Genomic DNA, 14,261 nt, shown 5'->3' with positions numbered 1-14,261 from the left:
GGTGTTGTAGCTAAAATCGTTGCTTAATAGCGACCTTTAGTTAACACTTTAAAAAGGAAGCTTCGGCTTCCTTTTTTGTTTCTATTGCTTTTTCAATATATCCCTGTAAACTCCATCGCCTTGAACAAATGAACTAAATTGAAGAGTTTTTGTTCGAAGGGGTTGATCTCTCATCTGATATCTGTATAATTCCCCTTCGCTGTCCTAGACAGTGTAATATAATGTTTAATCATAAGGATTATTCATTTTCATAATTGACTCCGATTGGGAGTCTACGGTTAAATCATCTCGCTCTGCTTTTCCATTGGGAAGAAGCTAGAGGGTGATTTTTTATGTGTGCATTTTAGGAGCTCTGGTCAATGCAGAACCAAAGAATCCGTATCCGCTTGAAAGGTTTTGATCATCGTTTGATCGATCAATCAACAGCGGAAATCGTTGAAACTGCTAAGCGTACAGGCGCTCAGGTTCGTGGTCCAATTCCACTACCTACGCGTAAAGAACGTTATACCATTTTGACTTCTCCGCACGTCAACAAAGACGCTCGTGACCAATACGAAATTCGTACTCACAAGCGCTTAGTTGACATCGTAGAGCCAACTGAAAAGACTGTAGACGCATTAATGCGTTTAGATCTTGCCGCTGGTGTCGACGTTCAAATTAGCTTAGGTTAATTGAGATCCTTAGAAGAGGTTTGAAAGATGGCTATCGGTCTTATTGGTCGTAAAGTGGGTATGACTCGCATCTTCACAGAAGATGGCGCTTCTATCCCTGTAACAGTGATTGAAATTGCTGGTAACCGTGTTACTCAAGTGAAAACTTTAGAAACTGACGGATACCGTGCTCTTCAAGTAACTACTGGTACCAAAAAAGCCAATCGCATCACCAAACCAGAAGCAGGTCATTTTGCTAAGAGCGGCGTAGAAGCTGGTCGAGGTTTATGGGAATTGCGTTTGGCAGATGGTGAATGTGAAGGCGTTGAAGTTGGTGCTGAACTTAATGTTGATATCTTCGCAGATACAGCAAAAGTTGATGTTACCGGTCAATCTAAAGGTAAGGGCTTCCAAGGCGGTATTAAACGCTGGAATTTCCACGCTCAAGATATGACACATGGTAACTCTTTGGCTCATAGATCTAATGGTTCTATCGGTCAAAACCAGACACCTGGTCGCGTTTTCAAAGGTAAGAAAATGTCTGGCCACATGGGTGCCGAGCAAGTAACTACTCAAAATCTAGACGTTGTACGTGTAGATGCAGAGCGTAACTTGTTATTGGTAAAAGGTGCTGTTCCTGGCGCTACCAATGGTGACTTGATTATCAAGCCAGCCGTTAAAGCATAGGTCTGAGGAGATAGTAATGGAATTGGTATTGAAAGACGCGCAAAGCGCTCTTGAAGTTTCCGAAACTACCTTCGGCCGTGACTTTAACGAGGCATTGGTTCATCAGGTAGTTGTAGCTTACGCTGCAAACGCGCGTCAGGGCACTCGTGCTCAACAGACTCGTGCGGAAGTAACTGGCTCAGGCAAAAAGCCTTGGCGCCAGAAAGGCACAGGCCGAGCTCGTGCCGGTAGTGTTAAAGGCCCGATCTGGCGTGGCGGTGGCGTAACATTCGCTGCTAAAACTCAAGATCACAGCCAAAAAGTTAACAAAAAGATGTACCGTGGTGCTCTAAAGAGCATTCTTTCTGAATTGGTACGTCAAGAGCGTTTAGTCGTTGTTGAATCTTTTGGTGTTGAAGCTCCTAAAACTAAAGAGCTGAAAGCTAAACTAAAAGAAATGAACTTAGAAGACGTTCTAATTGTTACTGCAGATGTTGATGAGAATTTATTCTTAGCAGCACGCAACTTATACAAGGTTGACGTACGTGACGTAGCGGGTCTTGACCCAGTTAGTCTAATCGCGTTCAACACTGTTCTTGTTACTGCTGATGCAGTGAAGCAAATCGAGGAGATGCTAGCATGATCACCGAAGAACGTTTGCTAAAAGTTATTCTTGCTCCGCATATCTCTGAAAAGAGTACTGTACTAGCTGAGAAAAACAACACTGTAGTTTTCCGCGTAGCAATCGATGCGACTAAAGCAGAGATTAAAGCTGCTGTAGCTCAGCTATTCGAAGTTGAAGTTGATAGTGTTCGCACTTTGGTAAACAAAGGCAAAACTAAGCGCACTGGTGGCCGTGTTGGTCGTCGTAGCGATTGGAAAAAAGCCTATGTAACTTTAGCTGCTGGTGCTGACATCGATTTCGTTGGCGGCGCTGAGTAAGCAAAGGAGAATTATCATGGCAGTTATTAAGTGTAAGCCAACCTCTCCAGGTCGTCGCCACGTTGTTAAAGTGGTGAACAGCGACTTGCATAAAGGGAAACCTTTTGCAGGCCTGTTGGCTAAGAAATCTAAAAGTGGTGGCCGTAACAATACTGGTCGTATCACTGTTCGTCACGTAGGTGGTGGACACAAGCAGCATTACCGTATTATTGACTTTAAACGCAATAAAGACGGTATCCCTGCAAAAATCGAACGTCTTGAGTATGATCCGAACCGTACAGCTAACATTGCGTTAGTACTATACGCAGACGGTGAGCGTCGTTACATTCTTGCTGCTAAAGGCATGCAAGCTGGTGACGCTATCCAATCTGGTTTGGATGCAGACATCAAAACTGGTAACGCAATGCCGCTTCGCAACATCCCAGTGGGTAGTGTTGTGCACGCAGTAGAAATGAAACCTGGTAAAGGTGCTCAAATCGCGCGTTCAGCTGGTGCTTATGTTCAAGTTGTTGCTCGTGATAACCAATATGCAACTTTACGTCTTCGCTCTGGCGAAATGCGCAAAGTACCTGTTGATTGTCGCGCAACATTCGGTGAAGTTGGTAATGCCGAGCACATGCTACGCCAGTTAGGTAAAGCAGGTGCTAAACGCTGGAGAGGCGTACGCCCTACAGTGCGTGGTGTTGCAATGAACCCGGTTGACCATCCACATGGTGGTGGTGAAGGCCGTACTTCTGGTGGACGTCACCCAGTGAGTCCATGGGGTGTGCCAACTAAGGGTTATAAAACTCGTAGTAATAAGCTCACCGACAAGTACATCGTACGTCGTCGTAATAAATAGTAAGAGGATTCGCCCATGCCACGTTCTCTCAAGAAAGGTCCTTTCATTGACCTGCACTTGCTGAAGAAGGTAGAGAAAGCGATGGAAGCGGGAGACAAAAAGCCAATTAAGACTTGGTCTCGTCGCTCAATGATCATCCCAAATATGATTGGGTTGACCATCGCTGTCCATAATGGTCGTCAGCACGTACCTGTGTTCGTAACTGACGAAATGATCGGTCATAAGCTTGGTGAATTTTCACCAACTCGCACTTATCGCGGCCATGCTGCAGATAAGAAAGCGAAGAAGCGTTAATACGGGAGACATAAGATGGAAGTTTTAGCTAAACATCGTTTTGCCCGTACGTCTGCGCAGAAGGCCCGTCTAGTTGCTGATCAAATTCGAGGTTTGCCTGTTTCTAAGGCTCTTGAAATTTTGACCTTCAGCCCTAAGAAAGCCGCCGTACTGGTTAAGAAAGTACTAGATTCAGCTATCGCAAACGCCGAACACAACGAAGGTGCAGATATCGATGAGCTTAAAGTTGGCCAAGTCTTTGTTGACGAAGCACCAACTATGAAGCGCATCATGCCTCGTGCCAAAGGCCGCGCTGATCGTATCATGAAGCGTACCAGCCACATTACTGTGGTTGTATCAGATCGCTAGGAGAAGAGAGCAATGGGACAGAAAGTACATCCTAATGGTATCCGTCTGGGTATCACAAAGCCTTGGATCTCTACTTGGTACGCCGATAAAGCAGATTATGCAAATAATTTGCACAGCGACTGGGAAGTTCGTCAATATCTCACTGAGAAATTGAAGGCTGCATCAGTATCTAAAATCGTTATCGAGCGTCCTGCGAAGAGCATCCGCGTTACTATTCACACTGCCCGTCCAGGTGTTGTGATTGGTAAGAAAGGTGAAGATGTTGAAGTATTACGTGCATATGTATCTAAAATTACAGGCACTACTGCTCAAATCAACATCGCAGAGATCCGTAAGCCTGAGTTAGATGCTAAATTAGTTGCTGACAGTATTGCACAGCAATTAGAGCGTCGTGTTATGTTCCGTCGCGCTATGAAGCGCGCAGTTCAAAACGCAATGCGTATTGGTGCTCAAGGTATTAAAGTTGAAGTAAGCGGCCGTCTAGGCGGTGCTGAAATCGCACGTTCTGAGTGGTATCGTGAAGGTCGTGTACCTCTACATACTCTACGTGCTGATATCGACTATTCTACAGCTGAAAGTCACACTCAATACGGTGTGATTGGCGTTAAAGTTTGGATCTTCAAAGGCGAAGTTCTAGACGGAAACGTTGTAGCATTAGAAGAGCCTAAGCAACAACCGAAGCGCAAGCCTCGTGGTAAATAGGAGAAACTTTTATGCTGCAACCTAAACGTATGAAGTTTCGCAAGATGTTCAAGGGCCGCAACCGTGGTCTAGCGAACGGTACTGAAGTTAGCTTTGGTACTTTCGGTTTGAAAGCAGTCGGCCGTGGCCGTTTAACTGCACGTCAAATCGAATCTGCACGTCGTGCCATGACACGTCACATTAAACGTCAAGGACAAATTTGGATTCGAGTTTTCCCTGACAAGCCTATTACCTCTAAGCCTCTTGAAGTGCGTATGGGTAAAGGTAAAGGTAACGTTGAATACTGGGTATGTCAGATTCAACCTGGTAAGGTTCTTTATGAGATGAATGGTGTATCTGAAGAGTTAGCGCGTGAAGCGTTTGCTTTAGCATCTGCCAAGCTTCCTATTAAGACTACCTTCGTAACTAAGACGGTGATGTAATGAAAGCGAGCGAACTAAGAGAAAAGAGCGTTGAAGAACTTAACGCTGAACTACTTGGTCTGCTGCGTGAGCAGTTTAACCTGCGTATGCAACACGCTACTGGTCAGTTGACTCAAACGAATCAATTGAAAATAGTGCGTCGTAACATTGCACGTGTTAAGACCATTATTACTTCTAAGGCAGGTGTGTAATGTCTGATAAAGCCCGTACTATGCAAGGTCGAGTTATTAGCAACAAAATGGATAAGTCTATTACTGTTGCTATCTCACGCCAAGTGAAACATCCTATTTATGGGAAGTACATTAAGCGTACAACTAAGATCCATGCACATGACGAAACAAATCAGTGTAACGAAGGTGACGTAGTGACTATTAGTCAGTGTCGTCCTCTTTCTAAGACTAAGTCTTGGACACTAGTTGAAGTAGTAACAAAGGCCTAATTTACATTAGGTTATAGTAAACGGCTCCAAAGTTTGGGGCCGTTTGTTTTTTTCTGCTATGCATTCCAAAATATTGGTGTTATACTTGCGCGCCATTTTTGAGTAAATTGTTGTTGATTGGTTTTATACCAAACGAGAGCAAATTAGTTCATAAAATGGTCGAAATGATGATCCCAATGTTGGGATTTTGTGTAGTAACGATAGCGGAGCACTTAAAATGATCCAAATGCAATCGACTCTAGACGTCGCGTGTAACAGTGGCGCTCGTAGAGTTCAGTGTATTAAGGTCTTGGGTGGCTCTCATCGTCGTTATGCCGGTATCGGCGACGTCATCAAGGTTTCTGTTAAAGAAGCTATTCCTCGCGCTAAAGCGAAGAAAGGTGATGTATATAACGCGGTGGTAGTCCGTACTAAGAAAGGCGTACGTCGTCCAGATGGTTCTGTCATTCGCTTCGATCGGAATGCAGCAGTTTTGCTTAACGCAAACCTTGCACCGATTGGTACTCGTATTTTTGGACCAGTGACACGTGAATTGCGTACAGAGCAATTTATGAAAATCGTCTCTCTGGCACCAGAAGTACTGTAAGGAGCTTCAAAATGGCAGCTAAAATCCGTCGTGAAGACGAAGTAATTGTACTAGCAGGTAAAGACAAGGGTAAACGAGCTAAAGTTTCTCAAGTCCTACCTACTGGTAAGTTGATTGTTGAAGGCATCAATCTTGTTAAAAAACACCAAAAGCCAAACCCACAATTGGGCGTAACTGGCGGCGTTATCGAGAAAGAAGCACCGATGCAAGCATCAAACGTAGCGATCTTTAACCAAGCCACAGGCAAGGCAGATCGTGTTGGTTTCCGATTCGAAGACGGCAAAAAAGTCCGTTTCTTTAAATCGAATAGTGAACTCATTAAGTAAACGGAGTAAACGATGGCGAAACTGCATGATAAATATCAAGAGACTGTTATCGCAGAACTTTCTAAAAAGTTCGGTTATACCAGTGTCATGCAAGTCCCTCGGATTGAAAAAATCACCCTTAATATGGGTGTAGGCGAAGCAGTTGCAGACAAGAAAGTTATGGAGCATGCGCTTCGTGACATGACTGCAATCGCTGGTCAGAAACCTGTTGTAACTGTTGCACGTAAATCAGTTGCTGGTTTCAAAATCCGTGAAGGCTACCCTATTGGCTGTAAAGTTACCCTACGCGGTGAGCGTATGTGGGAATTTTTAGAGCGTTTAGTTGACATTGCAATCCCACGTATTCGTGACTTCCGTGGCCTAAGCGCAAAAGCGTTTGACGGTCGTGGTAACTACGCAATGGGTGTGCGTGAGCAAATCATCTTCCCAGAAATCGATTACGATAAGATCGATAAGATTCGTGGTATGGATATTGTTATCACTACTACTGCGAAGAATGATGAAGAAGGTCGTGCTTTGTTAGACGCATTTAACTTCCCATTCAAGAAATAAGGGTAGCATAATGGCAAAATCATCTATGAAAGCACGTGAAGCAAAGCGTGCACAGCTCGTAGCTAAATATGCTGAAAAGCGTTTAGCACTTAAGGCTTTAATCAGCGCTCCTGATACTTCGGAAGAAGATCGTTGGGAAGCTGTACTTAAGTTACAAGCTCTACCTCGTGATTCTAGCGCTGCGCGTCAACGCAACCGTTGTAATCAAACTGGTCGCCCACATGGTGTTCTACGTAAATTCGGCCTTAGCCGTATTAAACTACGTGAAGCAACTATGCGTGGTGAAGTTCCTGGTCTGCGTAAGGCCAGCTGGTAAGCACTTGTCACGGAGTAAGCTAATATGAGCATGCAAGATCCTATTGCGGATATGTTAACACGTATTCGTAACGGCCAAGCTGCTAACAAAGTATCAGTTAAGATGCCTTCAGCTAAGTTAAAAGTAGCAATAGCGAAATTACTTAAAGACGAAGGTTATATTACTGACTACGCCGTAGCAGAAGAAGCCAAGCCTGAATTAGAAATCACTTTAAAGTATTTCCAAGGCAACCCAGTCGTTGAGACTATCCAGCGCGTTTCTCGCCCAGGTCTTCGTATTTACAAAGGTAAACACGAACTTCCAAAGGTGATGGGCGGACTAGGTGTCGCAATTGTGTCCACTTCTAAAGGCTTGATGACCGATCGTGCTGCCCGCCTAAATGGCATGGGTGGCGAGGTTATCTGCTACGTAGCGTAAGGAGCTAGGTATGTCACGTGTCGCAAAAGCACCAGTGTCTATTCCTACCGGCGTAGAGGTGACCTTAAACGAACAGACTATTACTGTAAAAGGTACTAAAGGTAGTCTGACTCGAGAAATCAACAAAGCGGTAAGTGTTGAGCTAGAAAACGGTGTTGTAACGTTTGGTCCAGTTGAAGGCGTTTCTAACGCTTGGGCTCAAGCTGGTACAGCTCGTGCACTAGTAAACAACATGGTTGTTGGTGTTTCTGAAGGATTCGTTAAGAAATTAAAGTTAATTGGTGTTGGTTACCGTGCAAAAATTGCTGGTAAAGACATCGACCTAACATTAGGTTTCTCACACCCTTTGGTTCACAAACTTCCCGCAGGTGTTACTGCAGAGTGTCCTAGCCAAACTGATATCATACTTTCGGGTGTTGATAAGCAGTTAGTTGGTCAGGTCGCTGCTGAGATTCGTGGATACCGTCCACCAGAGCCTTATAAAGGCAAAGGTGTTCGCTATGCAGACGAACAAGTACGCCGTAAAGAGGCTAAGAAGAAGTAGGTAACGCGATATGGATAAGAAAACATCTCGCTTACGCCGCGCTACTCGCGCTCGTAAGAAGATCCAAGAGCTGGGCGTGAATCGTCTGGTTGTACATCGTACACCGCGTCACATTTATGCTCAGGTTATTAATCCTGAAGCTCAGGTGGTGGCAGTTGCTTCAACCGTTGAGAAAGCGGTTAAAGAGCTACTAAAGAGTACCGGTAACGTAGACGCGGCTAAAGCAGTAGGTAAAACTGTTGCTGAGCGTGCGATCGAAAAAGGTGTAACAACAGTTGCATTCGACCGTTCTGGTTTCAAGTATCACGGACGCGTAGCAGCACTAGCTGACGCAGCTCGTGAAGCTGGCCTGAAATTCTAAGGGGTTATAAAAATGGCTAAATTAGAAGCTCAGCAGAAAGACGATTTGCAAGAGAAATTAATTGCAGTTAATCGTGTTTCTAAAGTAGTTAAAGGTGGTCGTATCTTTAGCTTCACCGCACTAACAGTGGTAGGTGATGGTAATGGTAAGATCGGCTATGGCTATGGTAAAGCGCGCGAAGTTCCAGCTGCTATTCAAAAAGCAATGGAAAAAGCCCGCCGTAACATGGTAACCGTAGAGTTGAATGCAGGTACACTGCATCATCCAGTTAAAGGTCGCCATACTGGTTCGCGTGTTTACATGCAACCAGCATCGGAAGGTACCGGTATTATTGCCGGTGGCGCAATGCGTGCCGTATTGGAAGTTGCAGGCGTTCATAACGTTCTGTCTAAAGCATACGGTTCTACTAACCCGATCAACATCGTTCGCGCAACTGTAGATGCGTTGGTGCACATGAAGTCACCATCACAAATTGCAGCTAAGCGTGGCCTGAATGTTGATGAAATTCGAGGTTAATGCACCATGGCTACTAAAACGTTTAAAGTAACACAGACAAAGAGTGCGATTGGTCGTTTGCCAAAGCACCGTGCCTGTTTATTAGGTCTAGGCCTAAGACGTATTGGCCACACTGTTGAAGTAGAAGATACTCCTTCTGTTCGCGGTATGGTTAATAAAGTTTACTACATGGTTAAGGTGGAGGATTAATAATGCGTTTAAATACTCTATCTCCAGCAGCAGGCTCTAAGCGTGCTCCTAAGCGTGTAGGTCGTGGTATTGGTTCTGGTTTAGGTAAAACTGCAGGTCGTGGTCATAAGGGACAAAAGTCTCGTTCTGGCGGCGGTGTGCGTATCGGTTTTGAGGGTGGTCAAATGCCTCTTAAAATTCGTTTACCTAAGTTCGGTTTCACTTCACGCAAAGCTTTGGTTTCAGCTGAAGTTCGTTTACTAGAACTAGCAAAAGTTAACGGTGATGTTATCGACCTTAACGCTCTGAAAGATGCGAACGTAATTACTCGCAACATACAGTTTGCGAAAATCGTTCTTTCAGGTACCATTGAACGCCCAGTGACCGTAAAAGGTCTGAAGGTAACCAAAGGTGCACGTGCAGCTATTGAAGCTGCCGGCGGTAAGATCGAGGAATAATACGTCGATGGCAAAACCAGGACTTGATTTAAAAAGCGCGAAAGGCGGTTTATCAGAATTGAAAACTCGTCTCCTGTTCGTGATTGGTGCAATTATCGTCTTTAGAGCCGGTTCGTTTGTACCAATTCCTGGTATTGACGCAGCTGTGTTAGCAGAGTTGTTTGCTCAACAAAAAGATACCATCCTAGGCATGTTTAACATGTTCTCGGGTGGTGCTTTAGAGCGTGCTTCTATCTTTGCGCTTGGTATCATGCCGTATATTTCGGCATCGATTATCATGCAGTTGTTGACTGTGGTTCATCCTGCCCTTGCTGAATTGAAAAAAGAAGGCGAGTCAGGAAGAAAGAAAATCAGTCAATATACAAGATACGGAACGCTTGTGTTGGGTACACTCCAATCAATCGGTATCGCGACAGGTTTACCAAGCCTAGTACCTGGCCTTGTTGCCAATGTAGGTTTTGGTTTTTACTTTGTAGCAGTTGTGAGCTTAGTGACAGGAACAATGTTCCTTATGTGGCTAGGTGAGCAAATTACCGAGCGTGGTATTGGTAATGGTATCTCGATATTAATTTTCGCAGGTATTGTTGCTGGTCTACCTTCTGCTATCGGCCAAACGGCTGAACAGGCTCGTCAAGGTGATTTGAATGTACTGGTACTGTTGTTATTAGCGGTAATTGTATTTGCTGTAACTTATTTGGTTGTATTTGTAGAACGTGGTCAACGTCGTATCGTTGTTAACTACGCGAAGCGTCAACAAGGCCGCAAGGTGTTTGCTGCGCAAAGTACACATTTACCACTTAAAGTTAATATGGCAGGTGTAATTCCACCAATTTTTGCATCCAGCATTATTTTGTTCCCAGGCACACTGGCTCAGTGGTTTGGACAAAATGAGTCTATGTCATGGTTAAGCGATTTCGCTTTAGCTGTGTCACCAGGACAACCGCTGTATTCATTATTGTATGCGACAGCTATCGTATTCTTCTGTTTCTTCTATACTGCGTTGGTATTTAACCCTCGCGAAACAGCTGATAACTTGAAGAAGAGTGGTGCGTTCATTCCTGGGATTCGTCCTGGAGAACAGACTTCGCGTTACATTGATAAAGTAATGACTCGCTTGACATTAGCAGGCGCGATATACATTACCTTTATCTGCTTAATTCCGGAGTTCATGTTAATTGCGTGGAAAGTACAGTTCTATTTCGGCGGTACTTCACTACTAATTATTGTAGTCGTAATCATGGACTTCATGGCTCAGGTTCAGACCCATATGATGTCTCATCAGTATGAGTCTGTTATGAAGAAAGCTAACTTAGTAAACAAAGCGAATTTAGATCGCTTTGGTCGCTAGTTGCTTTAACGGAGTGATGAAATGAAAGTTCGAGCTTCCGTGAAGAAGATCTGCCGTAATTGCAAGATCGTCAAGCGTAGTGGCGTTGTACGTGTGATTTGTGTTGAACCAAAGCACAAACAGCGTCAAGGCTAAAAAAAGATATTTGCTCAGCTCATTTATGAGCTGAGCAAATAATGTTTGCAAATTTGTCGGCTGTCGAGTATCCTTTCGGGCTTTTCGCAGTTGACCTTTAACATTTTAAGGAGTGCATAGTGGCCCGTATCGCTGGCATTAACATTCCTGATCAAAAGCATACAGTCATCGCATTGACTGCTATCTTTGGTATTGGACGTACTCGCGCTAGAGAAATCTGCGCAGCTACTTCAATCGCTGAAGACGCTAAGATCAAGGAATTGAGCGAAGCTCAAATAGATATTCTACGCGAAGAAGTTGCCAAATACTCAGTAGAGGGTGACTTACGTCGTGAGATTTCAATGAACATCAAGCGTCTTATGGATCTTGGTTGTTATCGTGGTCTCCGCCATCGTCGTAGCCTGCCCCTTCGTGGGCAACGTACTAAGACCAATGCGCGCACGCGTAAAGGTCCACGTAAGCCAATCAGAAAGTAACGGGAAGGTAAACCAAAATGGCTAAAGTTCCGTCACGTTCTCCGCGTAAGCGCGTACGTAAACAGGTTGCAGATGGTATGGCTCACATCCATGCGTCATTCAACAACACTATTGTCACCATTACAGATCGTCAAGGTAATGCGTTGTCATGGGCTACTTCTGGTGGTTCAGGTTTCCGTGGTTCACGTAAATCTACACCTTTCGCTGCGCAGGTTGCTGCAGAGCGAGCTGGTATTGCTGCTCAAGACTACGGTGTTAAAAACCTTGAAGTTTTCGTAAAGGGTCCAGGTCCAGGTCGTGAATCAGCCATTCGTGCGCTGAATGCTGTTGGTTATAAAATTACCAACATTACCGATGTGACACCTATCCCTCATAATGGCTGTCGCCCACCTAAAAAGCGTCGTGTATAACATTACGTATATAGGATAGTTGGAGAAAGATCATGGCAAGATACTTGGGTCCTAAGCTCAAGCTCAGCCGCAGAGAAGGTACAGACCTTTTCCTAAAAAGCGGTGTGAGAGCAATCGATTCGAAGTGTAAGCTTGAAGCTGCACCTGGTCAACATGGCGCACGTAAGCCACGTTTATCAGAGTACGGTTTACAGCTACGCGAGAAACAAAAAGTTCGTCGTATGTACGGTGTGCTAGAAAAGCAATTCCGTAACTACTACAAAGAAGCCGCACGTCTGAAAGGCAACACAGGTGAAAACTTGTTAGGTCTTTTAGAAACTCGTTTAGATAACGTTGTTTATCGTATGGGTTTTGGTGCGACTCGTGCAGAATCACGTCAATTAGTAAGCCACAAATCAATCGTGGTTAACGGTCGTGTTGTTAACATTCCGTCATTCAAAGTGTCTGCGAATGATGTTGTAAGCATCCGTGAAAAGTCACGCACTCAAGCACGTATCAAAGCGTCTTTAGAAGTTGCTGGCCAACGCGAAAAGCCTACATGGGTAGAAGTCGACAATGCTAAAATGGAAGGTGCTTTCAAGCGTCTACCAGAACGTAGCGATTTGTCTGCGGATATTAACGAACAGCTGATCGTCGAGCTTTACTCTAAGTAAAGCTAACAAACAAGAGAGGACACAATGCAGGGTTCTGTTACAGAATTTCTTAAACCGCGTCTCGTTGACATAGAGCAGGTTAACCCAACTCGTGCCAAGGTTACGCTAGAGCCACTTGAACGTGGTTTTGGTCACACATTAGGCAACGCGTTGCGTCGAATCTTATTGTCGTCTATGCCTGGCTGTGCAGTTACAGAAGTCGAAATCGACGGTGTATTGCATGAATACAGCAGTAAGGAAGGCGTTCAAGAAGATATCCTAGAGATATTGCTTAACCTTAAAGGTTTGGCAGTAAATATCGAGGGTAAAGATGAAGCTTTACTTACTTTAAGTAAGTCAGGCACAGGCCCTGTTACTGCAGCAGATATCACTCATGATGGTGATGTAACCATTATGAATCCTGATCATGTTATCTGTCATTTGACAGGTAATAATGATATCAGCATGCGTATCCGCGTTGAGCGTGGTCGCGGTTATGTGCCAGCTTCGGCTCGTGCACAGACTGAAGACGATGATCGCCCAATCGGCCGTTTGTTGGTTGATGCTTCATTCTCACCTGTAGCTCGCATTGCTTACAATGTAGAAGCTGCTCGTGTAGAGCAACGTACTGATTTAGATAAACTCGTTATTGATATGACCACTAATGGTACTATCGATCCTGAGGAAGCAATTCGTCGTTCTGCAACAATTTTAGCTGAACAGCTAGATGCGTTTGTTGAATTACGTGATGTTACTGAACAGGCTGTTGTAGAAGAGAAACCGGAATTTGATCCGATTCTGTTGCGTCCTGTCGACGATTTAGAGCTAACTGTACGTTCAGCCAACTGTTTGAAGGCTGAAGCGATTCATTACATCGGAGATCTCGTACAGCGCACTGAAGTTGAGTTGCTCAAGACTCCTAATTTAGGTAAGAAATCTCTTACTGAAATTAAGGATGTATTAGCGTCTCGCGGACTGTCTTTAGGTATGCGTCTTGAAAACTGGCCTCCAGCTAGTTTAGCAGACGACCTATAAGTCCCAGGTTAGTACAGATTAAAGATTATAAGGATTAGGTCATGCGCCATCGTAAGAGTGGTCGTCAACTAAACCGCAATAGCAGTCATCGCCAAGCTATGTTTCGTAACATGGCTTGCTCAATAGTTCGTCATGAGATCATCAAGACAACTGTAGCAAAAGCGAAAGAACTGCGTCGCGTAGTTGAGCCTCTGATAACACTAGCTAAAGTAGACAGCGTTGCAAATCGCCGTTTAGCTTTCGCTCGTACCCGCGACGCTGAAGTTGTAGGTAAGTTATTTACTGAATTGGGTCCACGCTTCCAGGAACGTCCTGGTGGTTACACTCGTATTCTTAAGTGCGGTCTACGTACCGGTGATAAAGCTCCAATGGCTTTCATCGAATTAGTAGGTCGTCCTGAAGCTGCTGAAGCTGTTGAAGTTGAAGCTGCTGAGTAATTCTTAATTACTCACTTAAAAACCGAGCTTAGGCTCGGTTTTTTTATGCCTGCTATTTATAATTATTTAAATTCCTCTTGTTTATTTTTGCCATTTAATCATTCTTTTCGTTAATCATTTTCCTTTGCATTTAGGTTTGAGGGTGTTCTCGTAACCTGGCTCACTGGCTCACTGGCTCACTGGCTCACTGGCTCACTGGCTCACTGGCTCACTGGCTCACTGGCTCACTGGCTCACTGGC

At 44.5% G+C, this 14,261-nt stretch carries 28 protein-coding genes; all 28 read left to right on the top strand.

What is annotated here, in order from left to right; translation table 11 throughout:
* Positions 1-359 precede the first annotated feature (359 nt).
* The 28 genes from rpsJ to rplQ all read left to right on the top strand — a co-directional run bounded on the left by rpsJ (position 360) and on the right by rplQ (position 14,021).
* Complete coding sequence (rpsJ, locus tag Q4600_RS20875) at positions 360-671, top strand: 30S ribosomal protein S10 (RefSeq protein ID WP_055026509.1); 312 nt, start codon at positions 360-362, stop codon at positions 669-671.
* Between the two features lie 27 nt (positions 672-698).
* On the top strand, positions 699-1,337 hold the full coding sequence (rplC, locus tag Q4600_RS20870; protein WP_102529389.1) for a 50S ribosomal protein L3: 639 nt from the start codon (positions 699-701) through the stop codon (positions 1,335-1,337).
* A gap of 16 nt (positions 1,338-1,353) precedes the next feature.
* On the top strand, positions 1,354-1,959 hold the full coding sequence (rplD, locus tag Q4600_RS20865) for a 50S ribosomal protein L4 (protein WP_055026507.1): 606 nt from the start codon (positions 1,354-1,356) through the stop codon (positions 1,957-1,959).
* Positions 1,956-2,258: a 50S ribosomal protein L23 gene (rplW, locus tag Q4600_RS20860; RefSeq protein ID WP_102529388.1), complete on the top strand. Its 303-nt coding sequence runs from the start codon at positions 1,956-1,958 to the stop codon at positions 2,256-2,258. The genes rplD and rplW overlap by 4 nt, the downstream gene beginning before the upstream one ends.
* Before the next feature lie 16 nt (positions 2,259-2,274).
* Complete coding sequence (gene rplB, locus Q4600_RS20855; protein WP_055026505.1) at positions 2,275-3,099, top strand: 50S ribosomal protein L2; 825 nt, start codon at positions 2,275-2,277, stop codon at positions 3,097-3,099.
* Positions 3,100-3,114: 15 nt separating this feature from the next.
* Positions 3,115-3,393, top strand: a complete 279-nt coding sequence (rpsS, locus tag Q4600_RS20850; RefSeq protein ID WP_006083596.1) for a 30S ribosomal protein S19 — start codon at positions 3,115-3,117, stop codon at positions 3,391-3,393.
* Positions 3,394-3,408: 15 nt separating this feature from the next.
* Entirely contained in the window at positions 3,409-3,741 is a 333-nt protein-coding gene (gene rplV, locus Q4600_RS20845) for a 50S ribosomal protein L22 (protein ID WP_076543228.1), read from the top strand.
* 12 nt (positions 3,742-3,753) lie between these two features.
* Complete coding sequence (gene rpsC, locus Q4600_RS20840; RefSeq protein WP_102529387.1) at positions 3,754-4,443, top strand: 30S ribosomal protein S3; 690 nt, start codon at positions 3,754-3,756, stop codon at positions 4,441-4,443.
* 11 nt (positions 4,444-4,454) lie between these two features.
* A complete protein-coding gene (rplP, locus tag Q4600_RS20835; RefSeq protein WP_055026502.1) occupies positions 4,455-4,865 on the top strand; it encodes a 50S ribosomal protein L16 in 411 nt (136 codons plus the stop codon).
* On the top strand, positions 4,865-5,056 hold the full coding sequence (gene rpmC / locus Q4600_RS20830; RefSeq protein WP_102529386.1) for a 50S ribosomal protein L29: 192 nt from the start codon (positions 4,865-4,867) through the stop codon (positions 5,054-5,056). The genes rplP and rpmC overlap by 1 nt, the downstream gene beginning before the upstream one ends.
* A complete protein-coding gene (gene rpsQ, locus Q4600_RS20825; RefSeq protein ID WP_102529385.1) occupies positions 5,056-5,304 on the top strand; it encodes a 30S ribosomal protein S17 in 249 nt (82 codons plus the stop codon). The genes rpmC and rpsQ overlap by 1 nt, the downstream gene beginning before the upstream one ends.
* A 217-nt stretch (positions 5,305-5,521) precedes the next feature.
* Positions 5,522-5,890, top strand: a complete 369-nt coding sequence (gene rplN / locus Q4600_RS20820; protein ID WP_055026500.1) for a 50S ribosomal protein L14 — start codon at positions 5,522-5,524, stop codon at positions 5,888-5,890.
* Between the two features lie 11 nt (positions 5,891-5,901).
* Complete coding sequence (rplX, locus tag Q4600_RS20815; protein WP_102529384.1) at positions 5,902-6,216, top strand: 50S ribosomal protein L24; 315 nt, start codon at positions 5,902-5,904, stop codon at positions 6,214-6,216.
* 12 nt (positions 6,217-6,228) lie between these two features.
* On the top strand, positions 6,229-6,768 hold the full coding sequence (rplE, locus tag Q4600_RS20810) for a 50S ribosomal protein L5 (RefSeq protein ID WP_055026498.1): 540 nt from the start codon (positions 6,229-6,231) through the stop codon (positions 6,766-6,768).
* Between the two features lie 10 nt (positions 6,769-6,778).
* On the top strand, positions 6,779-7,084 hold the full coding sequence (rpsN, locus tag Q4600_RS20805; RefSeq protein WP_102529383.1) for a 30S ribosomal protein S14: 306 nt from the start codon (positions 6,779-6,781) through the stop codon (positions 7,082-7,084).
* Between the two features lie 24 nt (positions 7,085-7,108).
* Entirely contained in the window at positions 7,109-7,501 is a 393-nt protein-coding gene (gene rpsH, locus Q4600_RS20800; RefSeq protein ID WP_102529382.1) for a 30S ribosomal protein S8, read from the top strand.
* 10 nt (positions 7,502-7,511) lie between these two features.
* Positions 7,512-8,045: a 50S ribosomal protein L6 gene (rplF, locus tag Q4600_RS20795; RefSeq protein WP_229372189.1), complete on the top strand. Its 534-nt coding sequence runs from the start codon at positions 7,512-7,514 to the stop codon at positions 8,043-8,045.
* 10 nt (positions 8,046-8,055) lie between these two features.
* A complete protein-coding gene (rplR, locus tag Q4600_RS20790; RefSeq protein WP_055026494.1) occupies positions 8,056-8,406 on the top strand; it encodes a 50S ribosomal protein L18 in 351 nt (116 codons plus the stop codon).
* A gap of 12 nt (positions 8,407-8,418) precedes the next feature.
* Entirely contained in the window at positions 8,419-8,922 is a 504-nt protein-coding gene (gene rpsE, locus Q4600_RS20785; protein WP_102529380.1) for a 30S ribosomal protein S5, read from the top strand.
* 6 nt (positions 8,923-8,928) lie between these two features.
* Entirely contained in the window at positions 8,929-9,111 is a 183-nt protein-coding gene (gene rpmD, locus Q4600_RS20780; protein ID WP_076543219.1) for a 50S ribosomal protein L30, read from the top strand.
* A gap of 2 nt (positions 9,112-9,113) precedes the next feature.
* The gene (gene rplO / locus Q4600_RS20775) at positions 9,114-9,548 is read left to right on the top strand and encodes a 50S ribosomal protein L15 (RefSeq protein ID WP_102529379.1); all 435 of its coding nucleotides are present in this window, start codon (positions 9,114-9,116) and stop codon (positions 9,546-9,548) included.
* A gap of 7 nt (positions 9,549-9,555) precedes the next feature.
* The gene (secY, locus tag Q4600_RS20770) at positions 9,556-10,896 is read left to right on the top strand and encodes a preprotein translocase subunit SecY (protein WP_055026490.1); all 1,341 of its coding nucleotides are present in this window, start codon (positions 9,556-9,558) and stop codon (positions 10,894-10,896) included.
* Positions 10,897-10,917: 21 nt separating this feature from the next.
* Positions 10,918-11,031 carry a 50S ribosomal protein L36 gene (gene rpmJ / locus Q4600_RS20765; RefSeq protein ID WP_006083579.1) on the top strand — a complete coding sequence of 38 codons (114 nt, stop codon included), beginning with the start codon at positions 10,918-10,920 and terminating at the stop codon, positions 11,029-11,031.
* A gap of 119 nt (positions 11,032-11,150) precedes the next feature.
* A complete protein-coding gene (gene rpsM / locus Q4600_RS20760; RefSeq protein WP_076543217.1) occupies positions 11,151-11,507 on the top strand; it encodes a 30S ribosomal protein S13 in 357 nt (118 codons plus the stop codon).
* 17 nt (positions 11,508-11,524) lie between these two features.
* Positions 11,525-11,917: a 30S ribosomal protein S11 gene (gene rpsK / locus Q4600_RS20755; RefSeq protein ID WP_011635661.1), complete on the top strand. Its 393-nt coding sequence runs from the start codon at positions 11,525-11,527 to the stop codon at positions 11,915-11,917.
* 32 nt (positions 11,918-11,949) lie between these two features.
* The gene (rpsD, locus tag Q4600_RS20750) at positions 11,950-12,570 is read left to right on the top strand and encodes a 30S ribosomal protein S4 (protein WP_102529378.1); all 621 of its coding nucleotides are present in this window, start codon (positions 11,950-11,952) and stop codon (positions 12,568-12,570) included.
* 24 nt (positions 12,571-12,594) lie between these two features.
* The gene (gene rpoA / locus Q4600_RS20745) at positions 12,595-13,584 is read left to right on the top strand and encodes a DNA-directed RNA polymerase subunit alpha (protein WP_102529377.1); all 990 of its coding nucleotides are present in this window, start codon (positions 12,595-12,597) and stop codon (positions 13,582-13,584) included.
* 41 nt (positions 13,585-13,625) lie between these two features.
* The gene (gene rplQ / locus Q4600_RS20740; protein ID WP_102529376.1) at positions 13,626-14,021 is read left to right on the top strand and encodes a 50S ribosomal protein L17; all 396 of its coding nucleotides are present in this window, start codon (positions 13,626-13,628) and stop codon (positions 14,019-14,021) included.
* Positions 14,022-14,261: the final 240 nt, after the last annotated feature.

This window comes from Shewanella sp. 2_MG-2023, assembly GCF_030548905.1.
GTDB classification, from domain to species: Bacteria; Pseudomonadota; Gammaproteobacteria; order Enterobacterales; family Shewanellaceae; genus Shewanella; species Shewanella electrodiphila.
The sequence above is the reverse complement of the archived record's forward strand: the minus strand, read 5'-3'. Positions and strand labels throughout refer to the sequence as shown.

Excerpts from the sequence above, each read along its gene's own strand:
- rpsJ (WP_055026509.1), top strand. The coding sequence starts at position 360 with ATGCAGAACCAAAGAATCCGTATCCGCTTGAAAGGTTTTGATCATCGT.
- rplC (WP_102529389.1), top strand. The coding sequence starts at position 699 with ATGGCTATCGGTCTTATTGGTCGTAAAGTGGGTATGACTCGCATCTTC.
- rplD (WP_055026507.1), top strand. The coding sequence starts at position 1,354 with ATGGAATTGGTATTGAAAGACGCGCAAAGCGCTCTTGAAGTTTCCGAA.
- rplW (WP_102529388.1), top strand. The coding sequence starts at position 1,956 with ATGATCACCGAAGAACGTTTGCTAAAAGTTATTCTTGCTCCGCATATC.
- rplB (WP_055026505.1), top strand. The coding sequence starts at position 2,275 with ATGGCAGTTATTAAGTGTAAGCCAACCTCTCCAGGTCGTCGCCACGTT.
- rpsS (WP_006083596.1), top strand. The coding sequence starts at position 3,115 with ATGCCACGTTCTCTCAAGAAAGGTCCTTTCATTGACCTGCACTTGCTG.
- rplV (WP_076543228.1), top strand. The coding sequence starts at position 3,409 with ATGGAAGTTTTAGCTAAACATCGTTTTGCCCGTACGTCTGCGCAGAAG.
- rpsC (WP_102529387.1), top strand. The coding sequence starts at position 3,754 with ATGGGACAGAAAGTACATCCTAATGGTATCCGTCTGGGTATCACAAAG.
- rplP (WP_055026502.1), top strand. The coding sequence starts at position 4,455 with ATGCTGCAACCTAAACGTATGAAGTTTCGCAAGATGTTCAAGGGCCGC.
- rpmC (WP_102529386.1), top strand. The coding sequence starts at position 4,865 with ATGAAAGCGAGCGAACTAAGAGAAAAGAGCGTTGAAGAACTTAACGCT.
- rpsQ (WP_102529385.1), top strand. The coding sequence starts at position 5,056 with ATGTCTGATAAAGCCCGTACTATGCAAGGTCGAGTTATTAGCAACAAA.
- rplN (WP_055026500.1), top strand. The coding sequence starts at position 5,522 with ATGATCCAAATGCAATCGACTCTAGACGTCGCGTGTAACAGTGGCGCT.
- rplX (WP_102529384.1), top strand. The coding sequence starts at position 5,902 with ATGGCAGCTAAAATCCGTCGTGAAGACGAAGTAATTGTACTAGCAGGT.
- rplE (WP_055026498.1), top strand. The coding sequence starts at position 6,229 with ATGGCGAAACTGCATGATAAATATCAAGAGACTGTTATCGCAGAACTT.
- rpsN (WP_102529383.1), top strand. The coding sequence starts at position 6,779 with ATGGCAAAATCATCTATGAAAGCACGTGAAGCAAAGCGTGCACAGCTC.
- rpsH (WP_102529382.1), top strand. The coding sequence starts at position 7,109 with ATGAGCATGCAAGATCCTATTGCGGATATGTTAACACGTATTCGTAAC.
- rplF (WP_229372189.1), top strand. The coding sequence starts at position 7,512 with ATGTCACGTGTCGCAAAAGCACCAGTGTCTATTCCTACCGGCGTAGAG.
- rplR (WP_055026494.1), top strand. The coding sequence starts at position 8,056 with ATGGATAAGAAAACATCTCGCTTACGCCGCGCTACTCGCGCTCGTAAG.
- rpsE (WP_102529380.1), top strand. The coding sequence starts at position 8,419 with ATGGCTAAATTAGAAGCTCAGCAGAAAGACGATTTGCAAGAGAAATTA.
- rpmD (WP_076543219.1), top strand. The coding sequence starts at position 8,929 with ATGGCTACTAAAACGTTTAAAGTAACACAGACAAAGAGTGCGATTGGT.
- rplO (WP_102529379.1), top strand. The coding sequence starts at position 9,114 with ATGCGTTTAAATACTCTATCTCCAGCAGCAGGCTCTAAGCGTGCTCCT.
- secY (WP_055026490.1), top strand. The coding sequence starts at position 9,556 with ATGGCAAAACCAGGACTTGATTTAAAAAGCGCGAAAGGCGGTTTATCA.
- rpmJ (WP_006083579.1), top strand. The coding sequence starts at position 10,918 with ATGAAAGTTCGAGCTTCCGTGAAGAAGATCTGCCGTAATTGCAAGATC.
- rpsK (WP_011635661.1), top strand. The coding sequence starts at position 11,525 with ATGGCTAAAGTTCCGTCACGTTCTCCGCGTAAGCGCGTACGTAAACAG.
- rpsD (WP_102529378.1), top strand. The coding sequence starts at position 11,950 with ATGGCAAGATACTTGGGTCCTAAGCTCAAGCTCAGCCGCAGAGAAGGT.
- rpoA (WP_102529377.1), top strand. The coding sequence starts at position 12,595 with ATGCAGGGTTCTGTTACAGAATTTCTTAAACCGCGTCTCGTTGACATA.
- rplQ (WP_102529376.1), top strand. The coding sequence starts at position 13,626 with ATGCGCCATCGTAAGAGTGGTCGTCAACTAAACCGCAATAGCAGTCAT.